This window comes from Lentzea californiensis, from assembly GCF_024648825.1.
Classification (GTDB): domain Bacteria; phylum Actinomycetota; class Actinomycetes; order Mycobacteriales; family Pseudonocardiaceae; genus Lentzea; species Lentzea californiensis.
Genome location: NZ_JANBBE010000001.1, coordinates 189,046 through 214,565, shown reverse-complemented (window position 1 = coordinate 214,565; position 25,520 = coordinate 189,046). Strand labels below are relative to the sequence as shown.

28 protein-coding genes are annotated in these 25,520 nt (G+C 67.8%); 16 read left to right on the top strand and 12 right to left on the bottom strand.

The window, feature by feature from the left end; all coding sequences use genetic code 11:
- Positions 1-7: 7 nt before the first annotated feature.
- Positions 8-466 (bottom strand): TetR/AcrR family transcriptional regulator, encoded by a 459-nt coding sequence (locus LX88_RS01145; protein WP_258946060.1) that lies wholly within the window; start codon positions 464-466, stop codon positions 8-10.
- On the bottom strand, positions 463-1,512 hold the full coding sequence (locus LX88_RS01140; RefSeq protein WP_258946059.1) for a medium chain dehydrogenase/reductase family protein: 1,050 nt from the start codon (positions 1,510-1,512) through the stop codon (positions 463-465). The genes LX88_RS01145 and LX88_RS01140 overlap by 4 nt, the downstream gene beginning before the upstream one ends.
- Before the next feature lie 105 nt (positions 1,513-1,617).
- Between LX88_RS01140 and LX88_RS01135 the strand changes: the two genes are divergently transcribed.
- Positions 1,618-2,244, top strand: coding sequence for a TetR/AcrR family transcriptional regulator (locus tag LX88_RS01135; protein ID WP_258946058.1), 627 nt, complete (start codon positions 1,618-1,620; stop codon positions 2,242-2,244).
- Here LX88_RS01135 and LX88_RS01130 read toward each other — a convergent pair whose 3' ends face one another.
- From LX88_RS01130 to LX88_RS01115, 4 genes are all read right to left on the bottom strand, one after another.
- A complete protein-coding gene (locus tag LX88_RS01130) occupies positions 2,245-3,189 on the bottom strand; it encodes a ribose-phosphate diphosphokinase (protein WP_258946057.1) in 945 nt (314 codons plus the stop codon).
- 10 nt (positions 3,190-3,199) lie between these two features.
- Positions 3,200-3,682, bottom strand: coding sequence for a hypothetical protein (locus tag LX88_RS01125; protein WP_258946056.1), 483 nt, complete (start codon positions 3,680-3,682; stop codon positions 3,200-3,202).
- On the bottom strand, positions 3,679-5,187 hold the full coding sequence (locus LX88_RS01120; RefSeq protein WP_258946055.1) for a PHP domain-containing protein: 1,509 nt from the start codon (positions 5,185-5,187) through the stop codon (positions 3,679-3,681). Before LX88_RS01120 ends, LX88_RS01125 begins: the two co-directional genes overlap by 4 nt.
- Before the next feature lie 89 nt (positions 5,188-5,276).
- Positions 5,277-6,083 carry a metal-dependent hydrolase gene (locus LX88_RS01115; RefSeq protein WP_258946054.1) on the bottom strand — a complete coding sequence of 269 codons (807 nt, stop codon included), beginning with the start codon at positions 6,081-6,083 and terminating at the stop codon, positions 5,277-5,279.
- A 272-nt stretch (positions 6,084-6,355) separates the two neighbouring features.
- Between LX88_RS01115 and LX88_RS01110 the strand changes: the two genes are divergently transcribed.
- From LX88_RS01110 to yhjD, 11 genes are all read left to right on the top strand, one after another.
- A complete protein-coding gene (locus LX88_RS01110; protein ID WP_090067195.1) occupies positions 6,356-7,579 on the top strand; it encodes an NADP-dependent isocitrate dehydrogenase in 1,224 nt (407 codons plus the stop codon).
- Between the two features lie 199 nt (positions 7,580-7,778).
- Positions 7,779-8,066, top strand: coding sequence for an SH3 domain-containing protein (locus LX88_RS01105; protein ID WP_258946053.1), 288 nt, complete (start codon positions 7,779-7,781; stop codon positions 8,064-8,066).
- Positions 8,067-8,076: 10 nt separating this feature from the next.
- Positions 8,077-8,295 carry a hypothetical protein gene (locus tag LX88_RS01100; RefSeq protein ID WP_258946052.1) on the top strand — a complete coding sequence of 73 codons (219 nt, stop codon included), beginning with the start codon at positions 8,077-8,079 and terminating at the stop codon, positions 8,293-8,295.
- A gap of 11 nt (positions 8,296-8,306) precedes the next feature.
- The gene (locus LX88_RS01095; RefSeq protein ID WP_258946051.1) at positions 8,307-9,101 is read left to right on the top strand and encodes an exodeoxyribonuclease III; all 795 of its coding nucleotides are present in this window, start codon (positions 8,307-8,309) and stop codon (positions 9,099-9,101) included.
- A gap of 47 nt (positions 9,102-9,148) precedes the next feature.
- Positions 9,149-9,457 (top strand): nucleotidyltransferase family protein, encoded by a 309-nt coding sequence (locus LX88_RS01090; RefSeq protein WP_258946050.1) that lies wholly within the window; start codon positions 9,149-9,151, stop codon positions 9,455-9,457.
- 127 nt (positions 9,458-9,584) lie between these two features.
- On the top strand, positions 9,585-9,815 hold the full coding sequence (locus LX88_RS01085) for a HepT-like ribonuclease domain-containing protein (RefSeq protein ID WP_308203432.1): 231 nt from the start codon (positions 9,585-9,587) through the stop codon (positions 9,813-9,815).
- Positions 9,816-9,923: 108 nt separating this feature from the next.
- The gene (locus LX88_RS01080; protein ID WP_258946048.1) at positions 9,924-11,582 is read left to right on the top strand and encodes a TIGR03767 family metallophosphoesterase; all 1,659 of its coding nucleotides are present in this window, start codon (positions 9,924-9,926) and stop codon (positions 11,580-11,582) included.
- A gap of 61 nt (positions 11,583-11,643) precedes the next feature.
- The gene (locus LX88_RS01075) at positions 11,644-14,166 is read left to right on the top strand and encodes a bifunctional FO biosynthesis protein CofGH (protein WP_258946047.1); all 2,523 of its coding nucleotides are present in this window, start codon (positions 11,644-11,646) and stop codon (positions 14,164-14,166) included.
- Between the two features lie 123 nt (positions 14,167-14,289).
- Positions 14,290-14,481: a hypothetical protein gene (locus LX88_RS01070; protein ID WP_143086787.1), complete on the top strand. Its 192-nt coding sequence runs from the start codon at positions 14,290-14,292 to the stop codon at positions 14,479-14,481.
- A 27-nt stretch (positions 14,482-14,508) separates the two neighbouring features.
- The gene (gene trpS / locus LX88_RS01065; protein ID WP_258946046.1) at positions 14,509-15,534 is read left to right on the top strand and encodes a tryptophan--tRNA ligase; all 1,026 of its coding nucleotides are present in this window, start codon (positions 14,509-14,511) and stop codon (positions 15,532-15,534) included.
- Between the two features lie 24 nt (positions 15,535-15,558).
- A complete protein-coding gene (yhjD, locus tag LX88_RS01060; RefSeq protein ID WP_258946045.1) occupies positions 15,559-16,545 on the top strand; it encodes an inner membrane protein YhjD in 987 nt (328 codons plus the stop codon).
- Positions 16,546-16,609: 64 nt separating this feature from the next.
- Here the strand turns inward: yhjD and LX88_RS01055 are convergent, their stop codons facing one another.
- Positions 16,610-17,875, bottom strand: a complete 1,266-nt coding sequence (locus LX88_RS01055; protein ID WP_258946044.1) for a D-alanyl-D-alanine carboxypeptidase family protein — start codon at positions 17,873-17,875, stop codon at positions 16,610-16,612.
- Between the two features lie 61 nt (positions 17,876-17,936).
- Between LX88_RS01055 and LX88_RS01050 the strand changes: the two genes are divergently transcribed.
- On the top strand, positions 17,937-18,164 hold the full coding sequence (locus LX88_RS01050; protein WP_258946043.1) for an SCO4848 family membrane protein: 228 nt from the start codon (positions 17,937-17,939) through the stop codon (positions 18,162-18,164).
- Positions 18,165-18,173: 9 nt separating this feature from the next.
- Positions 18,174-18,524, top strand: a complete 351-nt coding sequence (locus LX88_RS01045; protein WP_090067205.1) for a hypothetical protein — start codon at positions 18,174-18,176, stop codon at positions 18,522-18,524.
- A 97-nt stretch (positions 18,525-18,621) separates the two neighbouring features.
- Here LX88_RS01045 and LX88_RS44140 read toward each other — a convergent pair whose 3' ends face one another.
- Positions 18,622-19,140: a hypothetical protein gene (locus LX88_RS44140; RefSeq protein WP_258946042.1), complete on the bottom strand. Its 519-nt coding sequence runs from the start codon at positions 19,138-19,140 to the stop codon at positions 18,622-18,624.
- Here LX88_RS44140 and LX88_RS44135 point away from each other — a divergent pair.
- Positions 19,121-19,279, top strand: a complete 159-nt coding sequence (locus LX88_RS44135) for an LPXTG cell wall anchor domain-containing protein (protein ID WP_258946041.1) — start codon at positions 19,121-19,123, stop codon at positions 19,277-19,279. The two genes, LX88_RS44140 and LX88_RS44135, sit on opposite strands and share 20 nt — an antisense overlap.
- Before the next feature lie 1,159 nt (positions 19,280-20,438).
- On the opposite strand, the gene LX88_RS01030 is transcribed toward LX88_RS44135, so the two are convergent.
- The 4 genes from LX88_RS01030 to sdhC are packed head-to-tail and all read right to left on the bottom strand — an operon-like array spanning position 20,439 to position 23,830.
- Positions 20,439-21,221, bottom strand: coding sequence for a succinate dehydrogenase iron-sulfur subunit (locus tag LX88_RS01030; protein ID WP_030478467.1), 783 nt, complete (start codon positions 21,219-21,221; stop codon positions 20,439-20,441).
- On the bottom strand, positions 21,221-22,975 hold the full coding sequence (gene sdhA / locus LX88_RS01025) for a succinate dehydrogenase flavoprotein subunit (protein ID WP_258946040.1): 1,755 nt from the start codon (positions 22,973-22,975) through the stop codon (positions 21,221-21,223). The genes LX88_RS01030 and sdhA overlap by 1 nt, the downstream gene beginning before the upstream one ends.
- 22 nt (positions 22,976-22,997) lie before the next feature.
- Positions 22,998-23,405 (bottom strand): succinate dehydrogenase hydrophobic membrane anchor subunit, encoded by a 408-nt coding sequence (locus LX88_RS01020; protein WP_177224585.1) that lies wholly within the window; start codon positions 23,403-23,405, stop codon positions 22,998-23,000.
- Positions 23,406-23,407: 2 nt separating this feature from the next.
- On the bottom strand, positions 23,408-23,830 hold the full coding sequence (gene sdhC, locus LX88_RS01015; protein WP_090067209.1) for a succinate dehydrogenase, cytochrome b556 subunit: 423 nt from the start codon (positions 23,828-23,830) through the stop codon (positions 23,408-23,410).
- 517 nt (positions 23,831-24,347) lie between these two features.
- On the opposite strand from sdhC, the gene LX88_RS01010 reads away from it, so the two are divergent.
- Positions 24,348-25,481, top strand: a complete 1,134-nt coding sequence (locus tag LX88_RS01010; protein ID WP_090067210.1) for a BMP family lipoprotein — start codon at positions 24,348-24,350, stop codon at positions 25,479-25,481.
- Positions 25,482-25,520 lie beyond the last annotated feature (39 nt).

Sequence of the window (25,520 nt, the reverse complement as noted above, 5' to 3'; positions counted from 1 at the left end):
GACGAGTTCAGATGAGTGAAGTGATCAGACGTGGTGCGATGACGACGAACTGGGGCGAGCGGCGGATCGAGGCGCGCTGGTCGGCGAGGCCGTGCAGGCCCAGCCAGAACGTCATGGCGCGATCGGGGTCCGGGAGGACCCGCGTGAACAGCCGCAATGCCTGTGAGGAGAGGTCGGCCGCACCGAACATCACGCGGTAGCGGCGGGGGTGCAGAACGGCGAAATCCAGGTACGCGATGCCGGCCGCGTAGGCGTCGGGCGCGTCGAGGACGGCGACCTCGAGTGCGCGGAAGGTCTCGTGGCACACGGCCAGCAAGATCGACGGCACGTCGGGGAACTGCTGGTAGATCGACGAGGTGGGCACGTCCGCCTCGCGGGACACTGCCCGCAGCGTCACGGCGTGCTCCCGGTCGACCAGGGCGGTCGCCGCCGCCACGATCAGCTGGCGGCAACCCGGCCTGCTCACGGCTCCGGGACGATGACGACCTTGCCCAGCACGGTGCGCGACTCGGCCAGTGCCAGCGCGGCGCCTGCCTCCGGCAACGGGATGCGCGCGGCGATCTGCGGCTTCAGCACACCGGCCTTGACCAGCTCCAGCACCTGCGTGAGGTCCTCGGCCAGGCGGGCGCGGAACGAGGCGGGACGGAAGCGCTTGCCCGCCCAGAAGTTGTAGAAGCCCGCGCGCTTGCCGTTGGGCAGTGCGTTCCACACCATCAGCTGCCCGAAGAGCTTGAGCACCGGCAACATCCCGCTGCCCGGCTCGTCCTTGGTCGCGGCCGAACCGTAGTTGACCAGCGCGCCGCCGCGGTGCAGCAGTCGCCACGACTCGTCCAGCGCGGGACCGCCGACGTGGTCGAACACGGCGTCCACACCTTCGGGCGCCAGCTCGCGGATGCGGGCGTACATGTTCGGGTCGCGGTAGTCGACGGGGATCGCGCCGAGTTCGCGCACCGCGTCGTGGTGGCGGGGGGAGGCCGTGCCGATGACCTTGATGCCGGCGTGGCGGGCGAGCTGCACCAGCGTCGAGCCGACACCGCCGTTCGCACCAAGCACGACGATCGTGTCGCCGCGCTTGACCTTCGCCGTGCGGTACATCATCTGCCACGCCGTGACGCCGTTGACCACGACGGTCTCGGCTGCGGCCGCGTCCACGCCGTCGGGCACGGGCACCAGGTCGGCGGCCTCGACGATCAGGTGGCTGGCCCACCCGCCGACCTTGGTGACCACGGCGAACCGGTGTCCTCGCAGGTCGCGGTCGACGCCGGGGCCGGTCCCGACCACGGTGCCGACGACGTCGTAACCGGGCACGAACGGGAACGCGGGCTGGTCGTAGTACTTGCCCAGGCGCATCTGCTGCTCGGCGAACGAGACGCCCGTGGCGTCCATCCGCAGGACGACCTGGCCCTGGCTCGGCGCGGGCAGGTCGCGGACCTGGACGTGCAGGCCGTCGGGCTCGACCACACCGGGCAGGACGATCTCGGTGGCGCGGGTGGTGGTGGTCGTGGCGTTCATCGTGGCTCCTCGGTCTCGGCTGTGCTTACGTCCATAAGCTAACGGCCGTAAGTCTGACAACGCAAGCCCTAACGACCATAAACTTTCAGGTGTATGGTTACGGCCGTGACGAACACGGAACCGCGCAGGCGCAATCGCAGGGGCGAAGGCGGGAAACTGCGGGACGAGATCATCGCGGCGGCCCTCGCGCTGCTGGACGAGGGCGGCGACGAACGCGCGGTCACGCTGCGCTCGGTCGCCCGCAGGGCGGGGATCGCGGCACCGTCGATCTACCCGCACTTCGCGGACCAGCCGTCGATCATGCTGGCCGTGGTGCAGCAGGAGATGGACGCGCTCGCGACCGTCCTGCGCGAGGCCGTCGACAACGCGGGTCCGGACGCACGCGCACGGCTCTTCGCGCTGTGCAACGCCTACCTGGACTTCGCGAAGCTGCACCCGCAGCGCTACCGGATCATGTTCGGCGGCCTGTGGACGCCGTCGGTCGAGGACACCTCGATCACCGACGCCGACCTCGACTCACTCGGCGCGGGGGCGTTCACGCTGCTCGCCGACGTGCTCGGCGCGTGCGTCGAAGAGGGGATCGCCCACGGCAGCGACGACCTGTTCGGCGACGCGGTGGCGTTGTGGCTGGGGCTGCACGGCCTCGCGCACCAGCGGGCCGTGGTGCGCAAGATGCCCGGACCCGCCGACGTCGGTGACCGGCTGATCAGGGCACTCGCGCACCTGAAGTGACTACGGGGCCTCGAAGAGGGTCGACACCGACTCGCCGACGTTGATCCGCCGCATCGCCTCGGCCATCGCCGGCGCGATCGACAGCACCTTCAGCTTCGGCACGGCCTTCTCCGCCGGGATCGGCACGGTGTTGGTCGCGACGACCTCCAGCACGTCGTCGAACGCCTGCAGCCGGTCCAGCGCGCCGGCCGAGAACAGCCCGTGCGTGCAGGCGACCCGGATCGACCCGGCGCCGCGCTCCCGCAGCTTGTCCAGCAACTCGATCACCGTCGAGCCCTTGGCGATCTCGTCGTCCAGCACGATCACGTCCCGGCCCGCGACCTCGCCGATCACGGTCTGGATCTGCACCTTGTCGTCGGCGAAGCGCTGCTTGGCGCCGGCCGCGACCGGCAGGCCCAGGATCCGGGCGAAGTGCGCGGCTTCCTTGGCGTTCCCGAGGTCCGGCGACACCACGACGGTGTTCGAGAGGTCGTACTGGGAGAAGTGCGCGGCGAGTTCGCGCAGGGCGTGCAGGTGGTCGACGGGCACCGAGAAGAAGCCGTGCACCTGCGGCGAGTGCAACGTCATCGCCAGCACCCTGGAGGCGCCGGCGGCGACCATCAGATCGGCGACCAGGCGGCCGCCGATCGAGATCCGGGGTGCGTCCTTCTTGTCCGAACGCGCGTACGCGTAGTGCGGCAGGACGACGGTCGTGCGCGCGGCCGAAGCGCCACGGGCGGCGTCGAGCATCAGCAGGAGTTCAACGAGATGTTCCTGCACCGGTGGCACCAGTGGCTGGATCAGGAACACGTCCCGCTCACGGCAGTTCGCCTGCAGCTGCACTTCCAGGCAGTCGTTGGCGAACCGCGTCAGACGGCTGGGGGAGAGCTCGACACCGAGGTGACCGCAGATCTCGGCGGCGAGGGAGGGATGGGCAGAACCACTGAAGACAGCGATGTCACGCACATCCGCAAAACTAGTCGACGACCAGCACCAACTTGCCGTCGCGGAAGAACGGCGTCAGGTTCCCGCGCGTGTCGACCGTGTGTGTCCCGCGCGGGAAAACGGCCTCTATGGCCGTGAACGCGATGATGTCCGACACCCCGTGACGGCCGCGCAACGACCGTTGGCCCTGGTATCGCAGAGCGCGCCCCTCGCGGCGGTACTGGTGGGCCTCGGCAGCAGTGGAGGCGCCTGCTCGAAGCGCCTCCGGGCCTACCAGACGTCCTGAGGACGCACCGCGTACAGCGACGCCGAAACCCTGCGCGACCAGTGAGTTCACCACTGCGTCGGACGGGGGGACCGGCAGGAGGAAGGACATCGCGTAGTGGGCGTCGACCTCGTGCACCGCGACCGTTCGGGCCGTGGTCAGCACTGTGTCGTGCAGCTCCAGCGCGATCTTCTCCGCTTCCCAGCGGTTTTCATAGCCGGCGTCGATGCCGACGAAGGTGCTGGTCACCTGACCTCCACGAAGATCGGGTTGGTGTAGCACCACAGGTCCTCCCACGGGTTCGCGGCTCCGGGTGTGTCCGCCTCGGGTTCGAACGCGCCGCGGTTGCCGTCGGTTCCGCGCAACCGGAGGTAGAAAGGCTCCCGGACGTTGCGGAACGTGTGCGTGAAGACCGCATAGTGCCAGCGCGGCTCGTAGGATCGCTCGACCTTCACATGTGGCGTGGCCAACGTTTCAGATGATGATCGTCCGGTTACCGCACCTTTGATGAGGTCCAAACGGCGCAACCTGGGGATGAATCCGGCGCTGTTCGGCCGGGTCGCCAGACGTGCCTTGACCAGCACGCTCACGTCCGAGCCGCGCCGGACGCGCAGCCGGCCGCCCATGGTGCGCGTTCCGCCGGATGCCCAAACGTCGAATCGAAGATCATCGACGAGGCCGCCGTGCGAGACCCACGCCCGGCCTGCCCGCAGACCTTCCATCACGGCGCCGCGCGTGCGGCGGGTCGCACCGACGACGGTCCGGGAGAACTCACCGGGGAAGAAGTCGACGTAGGGCGGCGAGACCTGCGGCGGACCGGAGTCGACGGGGTCGAGGTGCTTGCCCGTGAGGTCGAACTGGCCGCCCGGCTCCGGCACGCGAACGATCGTGTCGCGCGAGTTGAAGTGCGAGTCGGAGTTCGACGTGATCCACCAGCCCAGGCCCTCGGCGAGCAGCGAGTCCCAGACACCGCCGACCTTCGCCGTCATCCAGTCGAAGCCGCCGTAGGTCCGGTAGGCCTCGGGCGGGTAGGGCGCGTACGAGTTCGAGCCGGGGCTGTTCGAGTACCCGCCGCGGTGCCCGCCCGGACCGCGCAGCGGGTCGCCGTCCCCCTGCGCTCCGGGCGCGGCCTCCATGCCGACAACGATGTCGGGGGCCAGGTCACGCATGGCGCGCAACTCGTGGGGCGCCACCCGGCCGTTGCGCATCGGGTGGTTCACGAACACCAGCGCGGACTTCATCGTGCCGTTGCGGATCTTGGTCTGCAGGAACCGGATCGCGTCGAGCGCCTTCTTCTCGTTGGCCGGACTGGACGCCTCGGCGCCGTTCAGCCGCCAGTCGAACTGCCGCTCGAAGTCGCGCAGCACCCCGGCCTCGTCGTGGCAGTCCTCGAAGAACAACGTCGCGTGCTCGGCGCCGGGGACGTTCCACTCCATCCCGTGCCACAGCAGCAGTTGCGGGAACTTCCGCCGTGCGCGCAGGAGATCGGCCGCCGTCGCCTCCACCGAGTGCGCCTCGTGCGACGCGTGGCCGTGGTCGGTGATCACGAGCCAGTCCGTGCCGTGCCGCAACGCACCGCGGATCTGCTGCTCGACGGTGTACATGCCGTCGTACGAGTACTGCGTGTGCGCGTGGTGATCGCCGGAAAGCCACTGGTAGCGGGTGGTCGCCGAGGCGGTGCCGGTGCCCAGCGCTCCCGCCACACCCAGCACGCCCGCCCCCTGCAGGAAGCGTCTGCGGGCTACTTCGGACATGGCTGAACCTCCACGCGACGGGTCGGGGTCCGTGGAGGCTAGGCCGATCGGATGAGGCGCAGGTGGACGCCGGATTACCGGCGGTGGAACTAGACCGGAAGGAGGTCCACCCAGTCCAGGAACGGCAGTGCGCCCGTTCCCTGCAACGCGGCGAGCCCCAGCCAGATCGACAGGACCGTCACGATCGGCCCGACGACGGCCATCTCCACCACGCCGCCGGTCTTCATCCGCATGATCTTCGGCGGCGCCACCGGGTACCACGTCTTGCCGAAGATCGGGATCGGCCACAGGATCGGGCAGCCCTGCTCGGTGATCGCGTCACCGACGTAGTGCGCGAAGCACCCGATGCCGACCGCGATCCCGCACGCCGCGGCGGACGCGTCCGACTGCGAGGTCCACGCGATCATCGCCCAGGTGATCCCCGCCGACACCACGGTGATCAGCAGAGCGTCCTGCTTGGGGCACCAGTCGTTCATGATGCCGCGCACCGCGAGACCGGCGAACACGAACATGAGCACCGGCAGTGCCCACTTCTGGCTGTTCTGGACGACCGCGGCCGTGAAGACGGCGGAGAACAGGGCGAAGACGAGCGTGTGGGTGAGACCGCGATGTCCGCCGTCCCGCTTGGAGTCGCGCTTCAGGCGCGTCGTCCGGTAGACGAAGCCGCTCAACGCGTTGATGCCCGCGGACAGCCCGCTGCTCAGTGCTCCGAACGTGCGCGAGATGGTCGAACCGGGGTGGTCGAGGTCGGGCAGGAGTGCCGCGCCAGTGGCGAGAACCGCGCCAACGGCCCAGCTCTGCGGCGAGAGCTGGCCGATCGGGTGACTTGACGCGAGTGCGGTGACAGCGCTCCAGGCGAGCAGTCCACTCATCGCATGTGTTGGCCCAGTTGACACTTACGCCCCTTCTGGTGATCACCCGTCCGTGCTGACAGTAGTCGTGGCTTGAACGCCGCCGGAGCGGAACTCGTTCAACGGCGAAGAAGATCGACTCCTGCCTGGTGGGGCCCTCTCTCGTGGTGACCAGTGCGCGAGAGGACTACGGTTCACACCAACGGCGCAGTGCTTGGCGCCAGTTGAATCGATGTAACCAGGGTCGCAGGCACAGGGCGGCGTTTTACCAGTACGCTTGTCCTGCTTGCATCGTCGCGAGAGGAGCGCCCAGGATTATGGGCAAGATCAAGGTTCAGGGCACCGTCGTCGAGCTTGACGGCGACGAGATGACCCGGATCATCTGGCAGTTCATCAAGGACAAGCTGATCCACCCGTACCTGGACGTCACTCTGGAGTACTACGACCTGGGCATCGAGCACCGGGACGCCACCGACGACCAGGTCACGATCGACGCCGCCAACGCCATCAAGAAGCACGGCGTCGGCGTCAAGTGCGCCACGATCACGCCGGACGAGGCGCGCGTCGAGGAGTTCGGCCTCAAGAAGATGTGGGTCTCGCCCAACGGCACGATCCGCAACATCCTCGGCGGTGTCGTCTTCCGCGAGCCGATCATCATCTCCAACGTCCCGCGGCTGGTCCCGGGCTGGACGAAGCCGATCATCATCGGCCGTCACGCCCACGGCGACCAGTACAAGGCCACCAACTTCAAGGTGCCCGGCGCCGGCAAGCTCACGATCACGTTCCAGCCGGAGGACGGCTCGGACCCGATCGAGCACGTCGTCACCGAGTTCCCGGCGGAGGGCGGTGTGGCGATGGGCATGTACAACTACAACAAGTCCATCGAGGACTTCGCCCGCGCCTCGTTCTCCTACGGCCTGCAGCGGGGCTACCCCGTCTACATGTCGACGAAGAACACGATCTTGAAGGCCTACGACGGCGCCTTCAAGGACATCTTCGAGCGCGTGTTCAACGAGGAGTTCAAGGCTGAGTTCGACGCCAAGGGCCTCACCTACGAGCACCGCCTCATCGACGACATGGTCGCAGCGGCCATGAAGTGGGAGGGCGGCTACGTCTGGGCGTGCAAGAACTACGACGGTGACGTCCAGTCCGACACGGTCGCGCAGGGCTTCGGCTCGCTCGGCCTCATGACGTCGGTCCTGATGACGCCGGACGGCAAGACGGTCGAGGCCGAGGCTGCGCACGGCACCGTGACGCGTCACTTCCGCCAGCACCAGGCCGGCAAGCCGACCTCCACGAACCCCATCGCGTCGATCTACGCGTGGACCCGTGGCCTCATGCACCGCGGCAAGCTGGACGGCACCCCCGAGGTGATCCGCTTCGCCGAGGCGCTCGAGGAGGTCGTGATCGAGACCGTCGAGTCCGGTCAGATGACCAAGGACCTGGCCCTGCTGATCAGCAAGGACCAGGCGTGGCTGACCACCGAGGACTTCCTCGCCGCGCTCGACGAGAACCTCAAGAAGAAGATGGCGTCGTTCTGATCGCCTGATTCGAGCACGTGAGAAGGCCACCCCGGTCACACCGGGGTGGCCTTCTGCGTTGCCCGTCACCCGGTCGGTTCCTCTTGCGGGTGGTTGCCGCGCAGAGCCGTCCACACAGGTCTCGCAGCCGATATATCTGCTGTTCCAAGGGCTTTGTGCGGGTGGAGGCAGTGCGATGTTCGGTGTACCGGTTCGGGGAATGATCGTCATCGGGGTGCTCGGGGTCGCCGGCGTGATGTACGCCGTCAACGGCGGCAAACCGATCGACAGCGACAAGGGGACCGGGATCTGCAAGATCACGGTGACCGCCGACATCCTCAACGTCCGCTCGGGACCCGGCGACATGCAGCCGATCGTCTCGACCATGCCGCGCGACGCGGTGACCAGCGCCCAGTCCCGCGTCGAGAACGGCTACCGGATGCTGAGCGACCGCCGCTGGGTGAGCCAGTCGTTCGTCGCCCTGACCAGCGATTCGACCTGCAAGTAAACTCGCGTGCATGCTGCGGAACATGTTTCGTTGGGGCAGAGGCAAGAGCGTCACGCAGTGCTCCTGCGAGCCGGAGTGGCAGGGCCTCTACACCGAGGTCTACGGCGAACGTCAGCTGGCACTGCCCCGTGACGAGATGGCCACCCTCGTCGGCTACCTCGACCTGACGGCGCACTGCGCCCGCTGCGACGCCGAGTACCCGAAGCCCTGGGGCCTGGCCTCCCAGTAGGCTCCTCCGTCGTGCTCACGGTCTCCACGGTCAACGTCAACGGTCTGCGCGCCGCCGCGAAGAAGGGCTACCTCGAGTGGCTGGCTTCCACCTCCGCGGACGTGGTGTGCCTGCAGGAAGTCCGCGCCGAGCCGTCCGAACTGGCGCCGGACGTCCACTCACCTCTGGGCTGGCACGGCGTGTACGCACCTTCCTCGTTGAAGGGCCGTGCGGGCGTGGGTGTGTTGTCTCGTCTGGAGCCTTCATCGATCCGTGTGGGCTTCGGCACCGCCGAGTTCGAGACGAGCGGCCGCTACGTGGAGATCGAACTGCCCGGCGTCGTCGTCGCGTCCCTGTACCTGCCGTCCGGCGACGTCGGCACGGCGAAGCAGGACGAGAAGGACCGCTTCATGGCGGCCTTCCTGCCGTACCTGGTGTCGCTGCGGGAGAAGGCGGCTGTCTCGGGCCGTGAGGTGCTCGTGTGCGGCGACTGGAACATCGCGCACCAGCAGGCGGACCTGAAGAACTGGAAGACGAACCAGAAGGAGTCCGGCTTCCTGCCGTACGAGCGGGAGTGGATGACTTCCGTGTTCGCGTCGGGCTACAACGACGTGATGCGCGCGCTGCACCCTGATGTGGCCGGGCCGTACTCGTGGTGGTCGTATCGGGGGAAGGCCTTCGACAACGACTCCGGGTGGCGGATCGACTACCAGGTCGCCACGGACGGGCTGGCGGCTCGGGCCACTTCGGCCGTGGTGGAGCGGGCGGCGACGTACGCGGAGCGCTGGTCGGACCACGCGCCCGTCACCGTCGTTTACTCCGACTGACCCGAAGCCCGAGATCAGGCACAATCGTGTCTGAGGAGGTGACGAGGGTGCACGAGGTCGTGGCAGCCAGGCTGACGGAGATCGAAGAACTGTGCCGAACGCTGGGTGTTCGACGTCTCGACGTGTTCGGATCGGCGGTCAGTGGTTCGTTCGACGTGAGAACCAGCGATGTGGACCTTCTCGTCGACTTCGACGCAGGCGACGATTTCGATCACTTCGGTACCTACTTCGCCTTGAAGGAAGGACTGGAGCGGATCCTCGGCAGGCCTGTCGACCTGGTGGTCGACAGCAGTATCCGCAACCCCTACTTCCGCGAGCAGGTCATGGAAAGCAAGGAAACCCTGTATGCGGCGTGACCCCCGCGCGTACCTGTGGGATGCCCTTCGCGCTGCGGAGTTGCTGGCCGAGTTCAGCAGGGGCAAGTCGTACACGGACTACCTTGCTGACGCGATGTTGCGATCCGCTGTCGAGCGGTAGTTCGAGATCATCGGTGAGGCGCTGAACAACCTGTCGAAGGTCTCTCCCGAGCTTGCTGCCGCGGTACCCGACCTGCCTCGCATCGTGGCCTTCCGCAACATCCTGATCCACGGCTACGCGAGTGTGGACGACGCGCTCGTGTGGCAGGTGCTCACCGACAAGCTTCCACAGCTCGAGGAGCGGCTGCACCAGTTGCTCGCGGGGCTCGATCAGGGCCCGTCGCACTACTCCGACTGACCCAGCCCGAACAGCCTTTATCGCTCTTGTCACCCACCTGACGGCTCGATTCAACCCGCCCGTCCCCTGAACATGAACACGATTCACCATCGATGAGTCGGGGGCGGCATGACAGGGTTCAACCGGCGGTCTTTCCTCCTGGCGATGGGCGTGGGCGCCGCAGGCGTGCCACTCCTGGACCGCCAAGCGTTTGCGTCGACCGCGGGCACCACGCTCGACACCACGGCCACACCGATCGGCACCAGCGGTTACCGCAGGCTCGCGGCAGGCCCGGGCTGGCCGACGGTCGTGCGCGGCGACCTGGTCCTGGCCAAACCCGACCGGGAGGCCAGGCGCACAGCCCTCGCCAGCTTCGTGCAGTTCAGCGACATGCACATCTGCGACGCGCAGAGCCCGCTCCGGTTCGAGTACCTGCACCCGATCATGGGTTCCAGTGCGCACCGGCCGCAGGAGGCGCTGACGACGCAGGGCTCGACGAGCCTCGTGCGGCGGGTCAACGCCGTCAAGAACGGTCCGCTGACCGGCAGGCCCTTCGACTTCCTCATGACGACCGGGGACAACACCGACAACCACGAGAACATCGAGCTCGACTGGTACCTCACGGTCCTCAACGGCGGTCGCATCACGCCGAACACCGGCGACGCCAGGTACGAGGGCGTGCAGAACGCGGGCATCAGCACGTTCTGGCAGCCGGACCTCAGCGGTGCCGACGACTACAAGGCAAAGGGATTCCCCCAACTGCAGGGTCTGCTCGACGCGGCGGTGCGCGAGTTCACGAGCCCTGGCCTGGACATCCCCTGGTACTCCACGATCGGCAACCACGACGACAGCGTGGTCGGCGCGCTGCCGGACGGGCTGCTCGACAGCTGGTACACCGGCCGCAAGAAGATCGTCGGATTCGGTGACCCCGTGCAGAACGCGAAGGTCGCGCAGGCGTTCAACGACCCCAAGGCCATCCCGGAAGCGATGGCCATCCTCGCGAGCGGCGGCGTCGTCCGGACCGTGACGCCGGACAGTCGGAGGAGGTTGTTCAGCACCGGTGAGTTCGTGCGCAAGCATCTGCCGACGGGCGGACACGGGTACACGGACGCCAACGCGGACGGCGTGGACGTCTTCTACTCGTTTCGGATGGCGCCCGGTGTCACCGGCATCAGCATGGACACCACGAACCTCGCCGGGTTCTCCACGGGCTCCATCGGGCTGCACCAGCTCAACTGGATCGAGAAGACCCTCAGGCGCAACAGTTCGCTCTACTACGACTGGCTCGGCCTGCCGCAACGGCAGAACGTCACCGACGAGCTGTTCGTGCTCTTCAGCCACCACACGAGCACGACGATGGGCAACGTGCTGCCGGACAAGCGCCGGCCGCTCGACCCGCGTGTGAACGGCGACGCGCTCGTGAACCTCCTGCACCGCTTTCCGAACGTGCTGGCGTGGGTCAACGGCCACACGCACCGCAACGTGATCACCCCGCACCGGCACGCCACGGCGAGCAGGAGCTTCTGGGAGATCAACACCGCCGCGCACGTCGACTACCCGCAGCACGCCCGCGTGATCGAGGTGGCGGACAACGGTGACGGCACGTTGTCGCTGTTCACGACGTTGCTCGAAGCGGATGCGCCCTACCAGGTCGACTATGACGACCGCAGTGACACGGCCCTCGCCAGCCTGTGCCGGGAGATCACCTACAACGACATCCACTCGCGGACGGACCCTCTAGGCACGCCGCTCGACCGGAACGCGGAACTGCTCGTCGCGGTGCGCTGAGTGGGATGTCCCACAGCCAGTCGCACCTGATCAGGAATTTCGGCGGCCTAAGGTCGTTGACGTGGCAGTGGACATCTCGCTAATCCCACCGCAGCCTCGTCCGAGTGCGGCGGCCATGCGGCGTGCGTTGCGCAGGGCCGCTGACGGTGCCGTGCTCGACGCGACGGAAGCCGCCGTGTTGCTGCACGCGCGCGAGGACAACCTGGACTCGTTGCTGACGGCGGCGGGCAAGGTGCGGGACGCGCACCTGCTCGCCGAGGGACGTGCCGGGATCGTCACGTACAGCCGGTCGGTGTTCATCCCGCTGACGAGGCTGTGCCGGGACCGGTGCCACTACTGCACGTTCGCGACCGTGCCGCACAAGCTGCCCGCCGCGTTCCTCGAACGCGACGAGGTGCTGGCGATCGCCCGCGCCGGCGCCGCGCAGGGGTGCAAGGAAGCCCTCTTCACGCTCGGCGACCGGCCGGAGGACCGCTGGCCCGCCGCGAAGGAGTGGCTGGACGCGCGCGGCTACGAGTCCACTTTGGACTACGTGCGGGCCAGTGCCATCGCGGTGCTGGAGGAGACCGGCCTGCTGCCGCACCTCAACCCCGGCGTGCTGAGCTGGGAGGAGCTGACGCGGCTGCGCCCCGTCGCGTCCAGCATGGGCATGATGCTCGAGACCACGGCCGAACGGCTGTGGAGCGAGAAGGGCGGCCCGCACTACGGCAGCCCCGACAAGGAACCCGCCGTCCGGCTGCGCGTCCTCACCGACGCCGGCCGCGTGAACGTCCCGTTCACCACCGGGATCCTGATCGGCATCGGCGAGACCGTCGCCGAGCGCGCCGAGTCGTTGCTCGCGATGCGCCAGGTCGCGAAGCAGTACGGGCACATCCAGGAAGTCATCATCCAGAACTTCCGCGCCAAGCCGGACACGGCGATGCGAGGCATGCCCGACGCCGACCTGACCGAGCTCGCGGCGACGATCGCCGTTGCGCGCCTTGTGATGCCGTCGACCGTGAGCGTGCAGGCGCCGCCGAACCTCGTCGGCGGCGAGTTCGGCCTCATGCTGCGCGCGGGTGTCGACGACTGGGGCGGCGTCTCGCCGGTCACGCCCGACCACGTGAACCCCGAGAAGCCGTGGCCGCAGGTCGACCAGCTCGCGGAGATCACCCGCGAGGCCGGTTTCTCCTTGCAGGAACGGCTGAACGTCTACCCGCGCTACGTCCGCGCGGCGGCGGGGCAGTGGATCGACACCCGGCTCACCGCGCACGTTTCCGCGCTGGCGCTGGAAAACGGCCTCGCGAACCCGGACGCCCCCGTGGCCGGCCGCGAGTGGCAGGAGCCGGACGGCGGGCTCGACACGTTCGGCCGCGCGGACCTCAACACCGCGATCGACACGGAGGGCCGCACGAGCGACCGCCGCGGCGACTTCGACGAGGTCTACGGCGACTGGGACGAGCTGAAGGTTCCTGTTGTCCCGCAACGGCTTCCCGACGACGTCCAACGTGGACTGAAGATCGCCGCGAACGACCCGGCGGCGTTGCTCGGCGACACCGAGGCCGCGATGGCGCTGCTGACGGCGGACGGCGACGCGCTGGAGGAGATGACCCGCCTCGCCGACGAGCTGCGGCGCGAGGTGGTCGGCGACGACGTCACGTACGTGGTCAACCGGAACATCAACTTCTCCAACGTCTGCTACGTCGGCTGCCGCTTCTGCGCCTTCGCCCAGCGTGAACGCGACGCGGACGCTTTCAGGTTGAGCGCCGAAGAGGTCGCCGACCGCGCGCAGGAGGCGTGGGACGACGGCGCCACCGAGGTCTGCATGCAGGGTGGCATCGACCCCAAGCTGCCGGTGACGTACTACGCCGACGTCGTGCGCGCGATCAAGAAGCGGCTGCCCGGGATGCACGTCCACGCGTTCAGCCCGATGGAGATCGTCTCCGCCGCGGCCAAGGCGGGCGTGAGCATCCGTGAGTGGCTCACGGAGCTGAAGGAAGCCGGCCTCGACACGATCCCCGGCACGGCGGCCGAGATCCTCGACGACGACGTGCGCTGGGTGCTGACCAAGGGCAAGCTGCCGACCGCGACCTGGCTCGACGTCGTCGGCACCGCCCATGAGCTCGGCATTCGTTCGTCGAGCACGATGATGTACGGCCACGTGGACCACCCCGGTCACTGGCTCACGCACTTCCGGGTGCTGGCCGACCTGCAGGACCGGACCGGCGGGCTGACCGAGTTCGTCGCGCTGCCGTTCGTGCACCGCAACGCCCCGATCTACCTGGCGGGAGTCGCCCGTCCCGGTCCGTCCCGCCGCGACAACCGCGCCGTGCACGCGTTCGCACGGCTGGCGCTGCACGGACGCGTCGACAACATCCAGTGCTCCTGGGTGAAGCTCGGCGACGAGGGCACCGCGGAGATCCTCAACGGCGGCGCGAACGACATCGGCGGCACGTTGATGGAGGAGACCATCAGCCGCATGGCGGGATCCGAGCACGGATCGGCGCGCACTGTGAGTGAGCTTCAGACCCTGGCTTCACTAGCAGGGCGTAACGCGCGTCAGCGGACTACGACATATGGGCGAGTGCGATCCGATCATCCATGACCGATAGTCTGATTCGGCGCATAGACGCTACCGGCCATCGGTAGCTTGGCGGCCAATCAGTCAGCGAGGTTCACCCGTTCCGGGGTGAACCTGTGCCTTGGGGAGGCTCGGCAAGTGCACGGCATGAGTCTGGTTCTGAGCGCGGCGGTCGAAGGCAGCATGACCGGTACCGCAGCTGGTCCCGTGGGTCTGATCGCGGTCACCGCGGGTGTGGGCGGTCTGCTGTACGGCCTGGTGAAGCGGCGCAAGCCGGCTCCCGTCGTGGCGGCCAACCAGCGCATCGACCTGGTCCAGCAGGACACCGCGCACCACTGATCCACCTGGTCTGAGAAGATTTCGTCCGTGTCCACGGAGAACGCGCCTGCAGAGCCCGTAAAGCGCCCCCGCGTCCTGTCCGGCATCCAGCCGACGGCCGGGTCGTTCCACCTCGGCAACTACCTGGGTGCGGTGCGGCAGTGGGTGGCCCTGCAGGAGGCGCACGACGCGTTCTACTGCGTCGTCGACCTGCACGCGATCACCGTGGAGCAGAACCCGAAGGAACTGCGCCAGAACACGCGCGTCTCGGCCGCCCAGCTGCTCGCGCTGGGCATCGACCCGGACCGGGCGACCCTGTTCGTGCAGTCGCACGTCCCGGAGCACGCCCAGCTCGGCTGGGTCATGCAGTGCCTGACCGGCTTCGGCGAGGCGTCGCGGATGACGCAGTTCAAGGACAAGTCCGCACGCCAGGAGCAGTCCGTCGGCGTGGGCCTGTTCACGTACCCGATCCTGCAGGCCGCGGACATCCTGCTGTACCAGGCGCACTACGTGCCGGTCGGCGAGGACCAGCGCCAGCACCTGGAGCTGACGCGCGACCTCGCGACGCGCTTCAACTCGCGCCACGGCAAGACGTTCCGGCTGCCAGAGGCGTACATCGTCAAGGACACGGCCAAGATCTTCGACCTGCAGGACCCGACGGCGAAGATGAGCAAGTCGGTGCCCGGTGGCGTCGTCGAGCTGCTGGAAGACCCGAAGCGCTCGGCCAAGAAGATCCGTTCCGCCGTCACCGACACGGGCCGTGAGATCGTCTTCGACGTCGAGAACAAGCCGGGTGTCTCGAACCTGCTGACGATCTACTCGGCCCTGACCGGCCGCACGGTCGAGTCGCTGGTCGCCGACTACGACGGCAAGGGCTACGGCGACCTGAAGAAGGACCTCGGCGAGGTCTTCACCGAGTGGGTCACGCCGGTGCAGGAACGCGTCCGCATGTACCTCGACGACGTGGCGTCGCTGGACAAGATCCTGGCCCGCGGCGCCGAGCGCGCCCGTGAGGTCGCCTCCGTCACGTTGCGCCGTACGTACGACAAGATCGGCTTTGTTCTGCCTGAGTAGTGCACTTGCACTAGCGTTTTGCGTGTGGACAAGTGGCGGCGGAAGTACGCGTGGTTCGACCACATCATGCGAGCGTATGAGCGCTTCACCGAGAGGTACGGCACGCACTACGCCGCCGCGGTGACGTATTTCAGCGTGCTGTCGCTGGTGCCGATCCTGATGATCGGGTTCGCGATCGCCGGTTTCGTGCTGCAGTCGCAGCCGGACCTGCTGGCCTCGCTGCGAGCGAACATCGCCGAGGCCGTACCGGACCCGCAGCTGCGTGAACAGGTCAACGAGTCCGTGAACAGCGCCCTGGACTCCAAGGGCATCGTCGGCATCATCGGCCTGCTCGGCGCCGCCTACTCCGGTCTCGGCTGGATGAGCAACCTCCGCGACGCCCTGACCGCGCAGTGGGGTCACGCGAAGGAGAACCTGCCGTTCCTCGGCACGCTGTGGCGCGACCTGCTGTCGTTGCTCGGCCTGGGGCTCGCGATCGTGCTGTCGTTCGGCATCACGGCGGTGGGGACCGGGTTCGCCGAGCTGGTCCTGAGGTGGATGGGGCTCGAGAACGCCGGCTGGGCGCACGTCCTGCTGCGGATCGGCACGATCGTCCTGTCGCTGCTCGCGAACTGGCTCGTGTTCCTGTGGGTGCTCTCGCGGTTGCCGCGCAAGCCCGTCGGGTGGCGCAGCGCGATCAAAGGCGCGTTCGCCGGAGCGGTCGGGTTCGAGGTGCTGAAGCAGACGGCGACGATCTTCCTGTCGTTCACGACCAAGTCTCCGACCTCGGCCGCGTTCGGGTCCGTCATCGGTGTGCTGGTGTTCGCGAACCTGGTAGCGCAGTTCATCCTGTTCATCACGGCCTGGACGGCCACCGCCAGGGAGAACCTCGAGCCCGAGGTCGTGAAGGCCCCGCCGCCCGCGGTGATCTCTCCGGTGGTGGAGATGCGGTCCGGCCCCTCGCCATCGCTGATGCTGGGTGCCGGTGCGGTTGTCGGCGCGGTGCTCGGTCTCCGGTGGCGCCGCAAGTAGCGTTCAGCGTTCAGAACGTGAACGGCCCCAGCGCGGGTGCGCTGGGGCCGTCGTCTTCGGTGCCTCAGAAGCCCTGTGCCGCCTGCGCGGCCTGCCGGCGGGCCCTGGCCGCCTTGGCGCGCTTGCTGCGGATGAAGAGCACGAGACCGGCCAGCAGGCCGAGGCCCGCCACGGCCGTGATCGGGAGGCCGACGGTGCCGAACGCGGTGGGCGTGGGGCGGCCCGTGCGCGAGTCGACGGCGGCTGCGTCGTCCTGGGTGTCGGTGCTCTGCGTGGGAACGACGTTCTGCTTCGGCTGCGGGGCGCCGTCGACGAGCTTGCCCACGCCGCCGGGGCCCATGGCGAAGCCGTAGTCGAGCATCTTCGCGGCCTGGGCGTCGATGCGCGTGGGGGTCTGCTGACCGCGCAGCAGCACGACGACGAGACGGCGGCCGTTGCGTTCCGCGGCGCCCACGTAGGTGTGCTGCGAGTCGTCGGTGAAGCCGGTCTTGCCGCCGAGCGCGCCCTGGTAGTTCTGGAGCAGGCGGTTGTCGTTCTGCAGCATGATCGTGCCGCCGTTGCGGCCGGGGAACTGCGACTGCTGCAGCTTGATGGCCTGCGCGAACTCGTCGTACTTCATCGCGCCGCGGAAGATCAGGCCGACGTCGTAGGCCGAGGTGCTGGTGCCGGGCGCGTCGAGGCCGGACGGGGTCACGGCGCGGGTGTCGAGGGCGCCGAGCTCCTTGGCCATCGCGTTCATCTTGCGCAGGGCGTTCGGCACGCCGCCGAGCTGACGGGCCAGCGTGTGCGCCACGTCGTTGCCCGAGGTGAGCAGCAGGCCGTGCAGCAGCTGGCGGACCGTGTACTGGCCGCCGTCCTTCAGCCCGACGCAGGTGCATTCCTGCTGGGTGTCTTCAGCGCTGGCGGTGACGACGAGGTCGCCCCGCAGTTCCTTGGCGACGACCATCGCGAGCAGCACCTTCATGATGCTGGCGGGGCGCTGGCGGCCGTGCGGGTCGTACGCGGCGATGACAGCACCGCTGTCGATGTCCGCGAGCAGCCACGAAGCCGCGGTGATGCCGCTGGGAGGTTGCGCCGAGTTCGGCGGCAGGATCAGGCCGCACTCGCCCAGCCGATCACCGCCGATGGGCTTCTCCGGCACCTCGAGCGCGGCAGGGGCCTTCTGGCCCGGCGCCGGCTGCTCGGAAGTGTCCACCGGTGGCGGCGGGGTCTCGCGGTTCGCGCACTGTGCCGAGCCGGCGGCCTGTTGTGCGGTGCCGGTCGGTGCGGCGAACGCGGCTGTGGCCGTTGCTAGGACCAGGGCGACGATGAGCCGTTTTGGGAAGGGCACACGTTCAGGCTATCCACCCCCGTTTAGCCGCGTGCACGCACCACGTCTGATACTGGTGAACGTGAAGCTCTCGCGCCCGATGTCACTCTTCCTGGTGGCTTTCGGAGTGTGGTCGTGGGTGATCTGGCCCACGTTCCTGAAGAACATCTGGAAGGACCCACGTTCGTTTAGCGACGGACCTACCGCCTTCTTCACTGTGCACCTGGTGCTCGTGATCGCCTCGCTCGTGTTCGGCACCGTCATCGGCGTGCTGGGCCTGCGGGGATTCCTGGCCACTCGACGTCGATAGGGAAAAGCTGTGGAGTTCGTACGCCTGCTGCTGGTGTTCCTGCACCTGCTCGGCATGGGCATGCTGGTCGCGATGATCATGTTGCAGGCCAGGGCCGGCAAGGACGCGCCGGTCAACAAGGGATGGCTGCACGGCGCGGCCTTGCAGCTGCTCACCGGCGTCGCGCTGGTCGGCATCGACCCGCTCGTCGACGCCGTGAAGTACGACCACGTCAAGATCGGCGTCAAGCTGCTGGTCGTCGTGGCCATCGCCGTCGTCGTGGCGATCAACGTCAACAAGCCCAAGGCCCCGTCCTGGCTGCTGCCGACGGCCGCCTCGCTCGTCGTGCTGAACATCGGTGTCGCGGTCTTCTGGACCTGATCGGGGGATGTCGCCCGCACTGGCGGGTGACGTAGGGGTGCTTTTCGCACCAGGTGTTGTACCTGCGCGCAACCATCCCTGGCATGTCACGTATCGCCTATATCGGTGTGCTCACCGCCGGGGCAGTGTTGACGGTCGTCTCACTGCACGGTGCCGCCCCGGAGGCCTCGGCCTCCGGGGATGGCCAGGTGTGCGCCGCTGCGTGGTGCCCGAAGGAACGTCCGGATTGGCGCGCGCCGTCGCCGAGAGGTGAAGAGCCTCCGACGTCGACCACGACGACCCCGACTACGACGACCACCACCCCGTGCACGACCACCTCGACCACCACGACGACGCCGCCGGTGACCACCACCACGACGGAGTCCACGACCACGACGACGACCCCGCCGACGTCGACCTCGACCACGACGTCGACCACGGACTCGACGACGTCGTCCACGACGACGCCATCGACCTCCACCTCGACCACGGACTCGACGACGTCGTCCACGACGACGCCGCCGACCTCCACGACGACGTCCGGTACCACCACGACGCCGCCGGTGACGACGACCACCACGTCGAAGATCACCACTCCGCCCGTGACGACGCCCCCGGTGACCACCACCTCGGTCACGCCCGTGGTCCACCAGGACAACCGCCTGGCCAACACCGGCGCCTCGACCACGTGGATGCTGCTGCTCGGCGTCCTGCTCCTGGTCGGCGGCACGGCTCTGATGCTGCTCGACCGCGCCAGGCGACTCACCCGGCGCTGACCCCCGAAAACTGTCGGTGCTCTTCGTCACACTGATGGCGTGCGAATCAAACACCTGCGCGAACGCAGCGATCTCGGCGTCATCAGTGCCGGCACCCTGAAGTCACTGAGTGTCACCAATCCGTGGCGGAGGTGCGCCTCGGGCGGGCCGTGGCAGCGCATGTACCCAGGAGTGGTGCTGCTGCACAACGGCCCGCCCACCCCGGACCAACAGCTGACCGCGGCCCTTCTGCGCGCAGGCCCAGGAACCGTGGTCACCGGCGCAGAAGCCTGCCGCCGCCACGGCCTGCCCGCCCGCGAAATCCACCTGCTGGTGCCAGGCACGGCACGAGGCAGCGGCACGCTGATCCTGGAACGAGCCGCGCCCGTCCCCGCCGCAACCGACGTGGGCGGCTTCCCAGTGGTGTCCGCGGCCAGAGCCGTGGTGGACGCCTGCCGCTTCATGCGCTCCCAGGACGAGGCCACCGCCCTCATCGCCGCCGCCATCCAACGAGGCCGCTGCACACCGGCAGACCTCCAAGCAGAGGCCCGCACGAACCGCTTCGGCACAAAGCTCGTCCGAACCGTCCTCAAAGACCTGGGCCGCGCGGAATCGGTGGCGGAACGGGACGCTCGCCGTCTGTCCCGCAAAATCCGCCTGACCACACCGCACTGGAACGCCACGATCGCGGGCACTGATGGGCTGATCATCGGCAGGCCCGACGCCTGGTACGACGACGTCGGCCTGGCCTGGGAGATCGACTCTCGCGCGTTCCACTACGGCCCGCGCGGTGGCCCGCGAACTCAATGCAGCACACAAGGCAGCCGCCGCCAGACCACGCCCACCGGTGCACGTCGTGGAGGTGACCTGAGAGCGCACCCGCGCGCAGTTTCAGTCACGACCCGCGCAACCCCTCCGCAGGCGACCTCCGCACGGCGGGTGACCCCTCCGCTGGAACGGGAACCAGCCACCACAAACGGACCCGCGCAGTGCCAACCGGCTCCCGCCAACGCACTGCCTGCGCCCACCCTCGCAAGGCGAGCTCTCGCACGGGAACGCGACCAACCCCGCTGGAACAGGAGCAGGCGAACGCAAGCCGACCCGCCCGCGAGGAATCCCCCCGCCAGACAACAAAAGCGCCGCGCCCCCAACGGGAACGCGGCGCCTAGAAACCCAAAACTCAGACGCGCTTGAACAGCAGCGCGCGCTTCACTTCCTGGATCGCCTTGGTCACCTGAATGCCACGGGGGCAAGCATCGGTGCAGTTGAACGTCGTCCGGCAGCGCCAAACGCCGTCGATGTCGTTGAGGATGTCCAACCGCTCCTCAGCACCCTCGTCCCGGGAGTCGAAGATGAACCGGTGTGCGTTCACGATCGCCGCCGGGCCGAAGTACGAGCCCTCGGTCCAGTAGACCGGGCAGGAGGTGGTGCAGCAGGCGCACAGGATGCACTTCGTCGTGTCGTCGAACCGTTCGCGGTCGGCGGCGGACTGGATGCGCTCGCGCGTCGGCTCGTTGCCGTAGGTCACGAGGTACGGCTTGACCGCGCGGAACGCCTCGAAGAAGGGTTCCATGTCGACGAGCAGGTCCTTGTGCACCGGCAGGCCCTTGATGGGCTCGATGGTGATCGTGGTGTGCTTGTCGCCCTTTTCGAGAAGGTCCTTCAGCAGCACCTTGCACGCCAGGCGGTTCACGCCGTTGATGCGCATGGCGTCCGAGCCGCAGATGCCGTGGGCGCAGGAACGCCGGAAGGTCAGCGTGCCATCGACGTACCACTTGATGTGGTGCAGCAGGTTCAGCACGCGGTCCGACGGGAGCGCCGGGATGTCGAACGAGTCCCAGCGCGGCTCGTCGTCGATCTCCGGGTTGAACCGGCGGATCTTGACGGTGACCGTGACAGCGCCGTCCGGAACGGGCGGCTGGGAGCCGCGCGAGCCTGCAGTGGTTTCAGCGGTGGCGGTCATCAGTACTTGCGCTCCATCGGCTTGTACCGGGTAAAGGTCACGGGCTTGTAGTCCATGCGGATGTCGGCCGAGAGACCGTCGCCCTGCTTGTAGAACATGCTGTGGCGCATGAAGTTCGTGTCGTCGCGGTTCGGGTAGTCCTCGCGGGCATGGCCGCCGCGGGACTCCTTGCGCGCGAGCGCGCCGTGCACGAGGACCTCGGCCAGCTCGAGCAGGAAGCCGAGCTCGACGGCCTCGAGCAGGTCCGTGTTGAAGCGCTTGCCCTTGTCCTGGACGGAGATGTGGGCGTAACGCTCCTTGAGGGCCTGCACGTCGTGCAGCGCCGTCTTCAGCGTGTCCTCGGTGCGGTACACGGACGCGTTGGCGTCCATGGTGGCCTGCAGCTCGGTGCGGATGTCCGCCACGCGCTCCTGGCCGTGCTCCGACAACGCCAGCGCGACCTGGGCCTCGACGGACGCGGCCGGGTTCTCCGGCAGGTCGACGTGGGACTCACGCGACAGCGCGTACTCCGCGGCGGCGATGCCCGCGCGGCGGCCGAAGACGTTGATGTCCAGCAGCGAGTTCGTGCCGAGGCGGTTCGCGCCGTGCACGGACACGCAGGCGCACTCACCCGCGGCGTAGAGGCCGGGAACGACGTTGTCGTTGTCCCGCAGCACTTCGCCGTGGATGTTCGTCGGGATGCCACCCATCGCGTAGTGCGCGGTCGGGTACACCGGGACGGGCTCGACGACCGGGTCGACCGCGAGGTACGTGCGGGCGAACTCGGTGATGTCCGGCAGCTTCGTCTCCAGGACCTCGGCACCGAGGTGCGTGCAGTCCAGGAGGACGTAGTCCTTGTTCGGGCCGGCGCCACGGCCTTCCAGCACCTCGAGGGCCATCGAACGGGCCACGATGTCGCGCGGCGCCAGGTCCTTGATGGTCGGGGCGTAGCGCTCCATGAACCGCTCGCCCGAGGCGTTGCGCAGGATCGCGCCCTCACCTCGCGCGCCCTCGGTCAGCAGGATGCCGAGACCGGCGAGGCCGGTCGGGTGGAACTGGTAGAACTCCATGTCCTCCAGGGGCAGGCCCTTGCGGAAGACGATGCCCATGCCGTCGCCGGTCAGCGTGTGGGCGTTCGACGTGGTCTTGAAGACCTTGCCGAAACCACCCGTCGCGAACACGACGGACTTGGCCTGGAAGACGTGGATCTCGCCGGTCGCGAGCTCGTAGGCGACGGCACCGGTGCAGACCGGGCCGTTCTCCGTCTCGGTCAGGCAGATGTCGAGCACGTAGAACTCGTTGAAGAACTCGATGCCGTGCTTGACGCAGTTCTGGTAGAGCGTCTGCAGGATCATGTGGCCGGTGCGGTCCGCGGCGTAGCAGGCGCGGCGCACGGCGGCTTCACCGTGGTTGCGCGTGTGGCCGCCGAACCGGCGCTGGTCGATCTTGCCCTCGGGCGTGCGGTTGAACGGCAGGCCCATCTTCTCGAGGTCGAGAACGGCGTCGATCGCCTCCTTCGCCATGATCTCGGCGGCGTCCTGGTCGACCAGGTAGTCGCCGCCCTTGATCGTGTCGAAGGTGTGCCACTCCCAGTTGTCCTCCTCGACGTTGGCGAGGGCGGCGCACATGCCGCCCTGGGCCGCGCCGGTGTGCGAACGCGTGGGGTAGAGCTTGGTGAGCACCGCGGTGCGGGCGCGCTGGCCGGACTCGATCGCCGCGCGCATTCCGGCACCACCAGCGCCGATGATGACTACGTCGTACTTGTGGAACTGCATTGTGGTGGGCTCCCCGCGCGGGTCAGTTCGAGATGTTCGGGTCGAAGGTGAAGATCACGAACGTGCCGAGGGCGATGATCAGCACCATCGAGACGTAGAGCAGCATCTTCAACCAGAACCGGGTGGCGTCCTTGCGGGCGTAGTCGTTGATGATCGTCCGGACGCCGTTGCCGCCGTGGATCTGCGCGAGCCAGAGCATCGCGAGGTCCCAGAACTGCCAGAACGGCGATGCCCACCGGCCGGCCACGAAGCCGAAGTTGATGCGGTGGATGCCGCCGTCGAGGATGTTCATGATGAACAGGTGACCCAGCACCAGGATCACGAGCAGCAGCCCGGACAGGCGCATGAACAGCCAGCTGTAGAGCTCACCGTTGCCGCGGCGGGCCGCGGGGCGACGCGGCGAGCGGGGCTTGTCGAGTGCGAGCGACATGGTCAGTGGCCCCCAACCAGCTCGGAGATCGTGCGCACCAGCATGAAGTAGGCGCCGGGGATCATCACGGCGATCCACACGCCGAGCACGACCCACAGCATCGGGCGCTGGTACTTGGCGCCCTTCTCCCAGAAGTCCACGAGCATGACCCGGATGCCGTTGAGCGCGTGGTAGAGAACCGCGCCGACCAGACCGACCTCGAAGAGGTTGACGATCGGGTTCTTGTAGGTCTCGATCACCGCGTCGTACGCGTTCGGGGACACCCGCACGAGGGCGGTGTCGAGCACGTGGGTGAAGAGGAAGAAGAACGTGAGAACACCGGTGATCCGGTGGGCGACCCAGGACCACATGCCCAGATCACCGCGGTAGAGCGTCCCACCCCCTCGGGTGGTGCCCGACCGCTCGGGTGCGCCTGCGCTGGTCATGCGCCGCGGCCTCCAACGTCAGTGGTGGTGTGGTCGGCGAACATTTCTCTCTTCCCGACCATGACCGGAAAATCCTAGTCCCGCACGTTGGACCGATCCCAGCAGGCGCACCCGCTCTGTGATCGATGAGACACGCTGTCGATCGCCCAAGCGGTCTTTATCGATCCCGAAATGCGGTCCACGCCACATTCGAAGCCACGCGGGGCGCTTTCGTACTGCATGTCGGTACGGGAGGGCCCCGCGTGCCGGAAGGGACCGCGGGCGGACTCGGCGAGCGCAACTGCTCCAACCGGACGAAGATCGGTGTGGGGAAGTGGCAGAAGGGGACGTTTTGCCACGCCTTGAACACGAGTGATCACCACTCGTACGGCCAAAGCGTCGAATGCGTAACCGATAGGGGTCTTTGTAGGTGCTGACGGCAACGGGGTTGGTTACTAAGAGGTACGGTGCCGCCTCTAGGACCCAACAACGTCGTTGGGGAGGAACCTCAGGGAGGAGACGAGCCGTGCGTCGTCGTATGCGTGGTGTCGCGGTCGCCGCGATCGCGTTGACCAGCGTGATGACTATGGCCGCCTGCGCGAAGGACTCGGGTGGCGGGAGCAACAACGCGGGTACCGGTACAGGTGCCGCCTGCGAGTTCGCCGAGGCCCCGAGCGCGCCTGCTACCTCGAACACCAGCGCCGCCAACGGTGACAAGGTGGACGCGAGTGCGCTGAAGATCGGTCTGGCCTACGACATCGGTGGCCGTGGCGACGCGTCGTTCAACGACTCCGCCGCCGCCGGTCTGGACAAGGCCATCTCGGACATGGGCGTGAAGAAGGAGAACACGCGCGAGCTCTCCGCCGCCCCGAACGAGGACGAGTCCGCCAAGCAGACCCGTCTGCGCCAGCTGGCGTCCGAGGGCTTCAGCCCGATCATCGGTGTCGGCTTCGCCTACGCCGAGTCGATGAAGCTCGTCGCCGCGGAGTTCCCGAACGTCAAGTTCGGCCTGGTCGACGGGTCCGTCGAGGGCGCTGCCAACGTCACGCCGCTGCTGTTCGCCGAGCAGGAGGGTTCCTTCCTGGCCGGCGTCATCGCCGCGTACCAGAGCAAGAAGTGCCACGTGGGCTTCGTCGGCGGCGTCGAGATCCCGCTGATCCAGAAGTTCGAGGCCGGCTACGCCCAGGGTGCCAAGGCCGCCGCGCCGAAGATCCAGGTCGAGAAGAAGTACATCACGCCGGCCGGTGACTTCACGGGCTTCCAGGACGCCCCGAAGGGCCAGGAAGCCGCCAAGGGCCAGATCGACAAGGGCGCCGACGTGATCTACCAGGCCGCCGGTGCCTCCGGTAAGGGCATCTTCTCGGCTGCCAAGCAGGGTGGCGTGCTGGCCATCGGCGTCGACTCCGACCAGTACAACCAGGCGACCGTCGCCGACACCAAGGACGTCATCGTGTCGTCCATGCTCAAGCGCGTCGACGTCGCGGTCTACGACTTCGTCAAGGCCGTCGCCAAGAACGACATCGCCTCGCTGCCGAAGGTCTTCGACCTGAAGGTGAACGGTGTCGGCTACTCCACGTCGGGTGGCAAGATCGACGCGAAGCTGCAGGGAATCCTCGAGGGCTACAAGGCCCAGATCATCGAGGGCAAGATCAAGGTCGCGGACAAGCCGTAGTCCGAAAGCCGCACGCACACCGGGCCCTGTGAGGATTTC

Bases quoted from the DNA above. Each gene is read 5' to 3' on its own strand.
- LX88_RS01080 (WP_258946048.1), top strand. From the start codon at position 9,924: ATGACAGGGTTCAACCGGCGGTCTTTCCTCCTGGCGATGGGCGTGGGC.
- sdhA (WP_258946040.1), bottom strand. From the start codon at position 22,975: ATGCAGTTCCACAAGTACGACGTAGTCATCATCGGCGCTGGTGGTGCC.
- LX88_RS01020 (WP_177224585.1), bottom strand. From the start codon at position 23,405: ATGTCGCTCGCACTCGACAAGCCCCGCTCGCCGCGTCGCCCCGCGGCC.
- LX88_RS01110 (WP_090067195.1), top strand. From the start codon at position 6,356: ATGGGCAAGATCAAGGTTCAGGGCACCGTCGTCGAGCTTGACGGCGAC.
- sdhC (WP_090067209.1), bottom strand. From the start codon at position 23,830: ATGACCAGCGCAGGCGCACCCGAGCGGTCGGGCACCACCCGAGGGGGT.
- LX88_RS01100 (WP_258946052.1), top strand. From the start codon at position 8,077: ATGCTGCGGAACATGTTTCGTTGGGGCAGAGGCAAGAGCGTCACGCAG.
- LX88_RS01120 (WP_258946055.1), bottom strand. From the start codon at position 5,187: ATGTCCGAAGTAGCCCGCAGACGCTTCCTGCAGGGGGCGGGCGTGCTG.
- LX88_RS01070 (WP_143086787.1), top strand. From the start codon at position 14,290: ATGAGTCTGGTTCTGAGCGCGGCGGTCGAAGGCAGCATGACCGGTACC.
- LX88_RS01105 (WP_258946053.1), top strand. From the start codon at position 7,779: ATGATCGTCATCGGGGTGCTCGGGGTCGCCGGCGTGATGTACGCCGTC.
- LX88_RS01140 (WP_258946059.1), bottom strand. From the start codon at position 1,512: ATGAACGCCACGACCACCACCACCCGCGCCACCGAGATCGTCCTGCCC.
- LX88_RS01010 (WP_090067210.1), top strand. From the start codon at position 24,348: ATGCGTGGTGTCGCGGTCGCCGCGATCGCGTTGACCAGCGTGATGACT.
- LX88_RS01030 (WP_030478467.1), bottom strand. From the start codon at position 21,221: ATGACCGCCACCGCTGAAACCACTGCAGGCTCGCGCGGCTCCCAGCCG.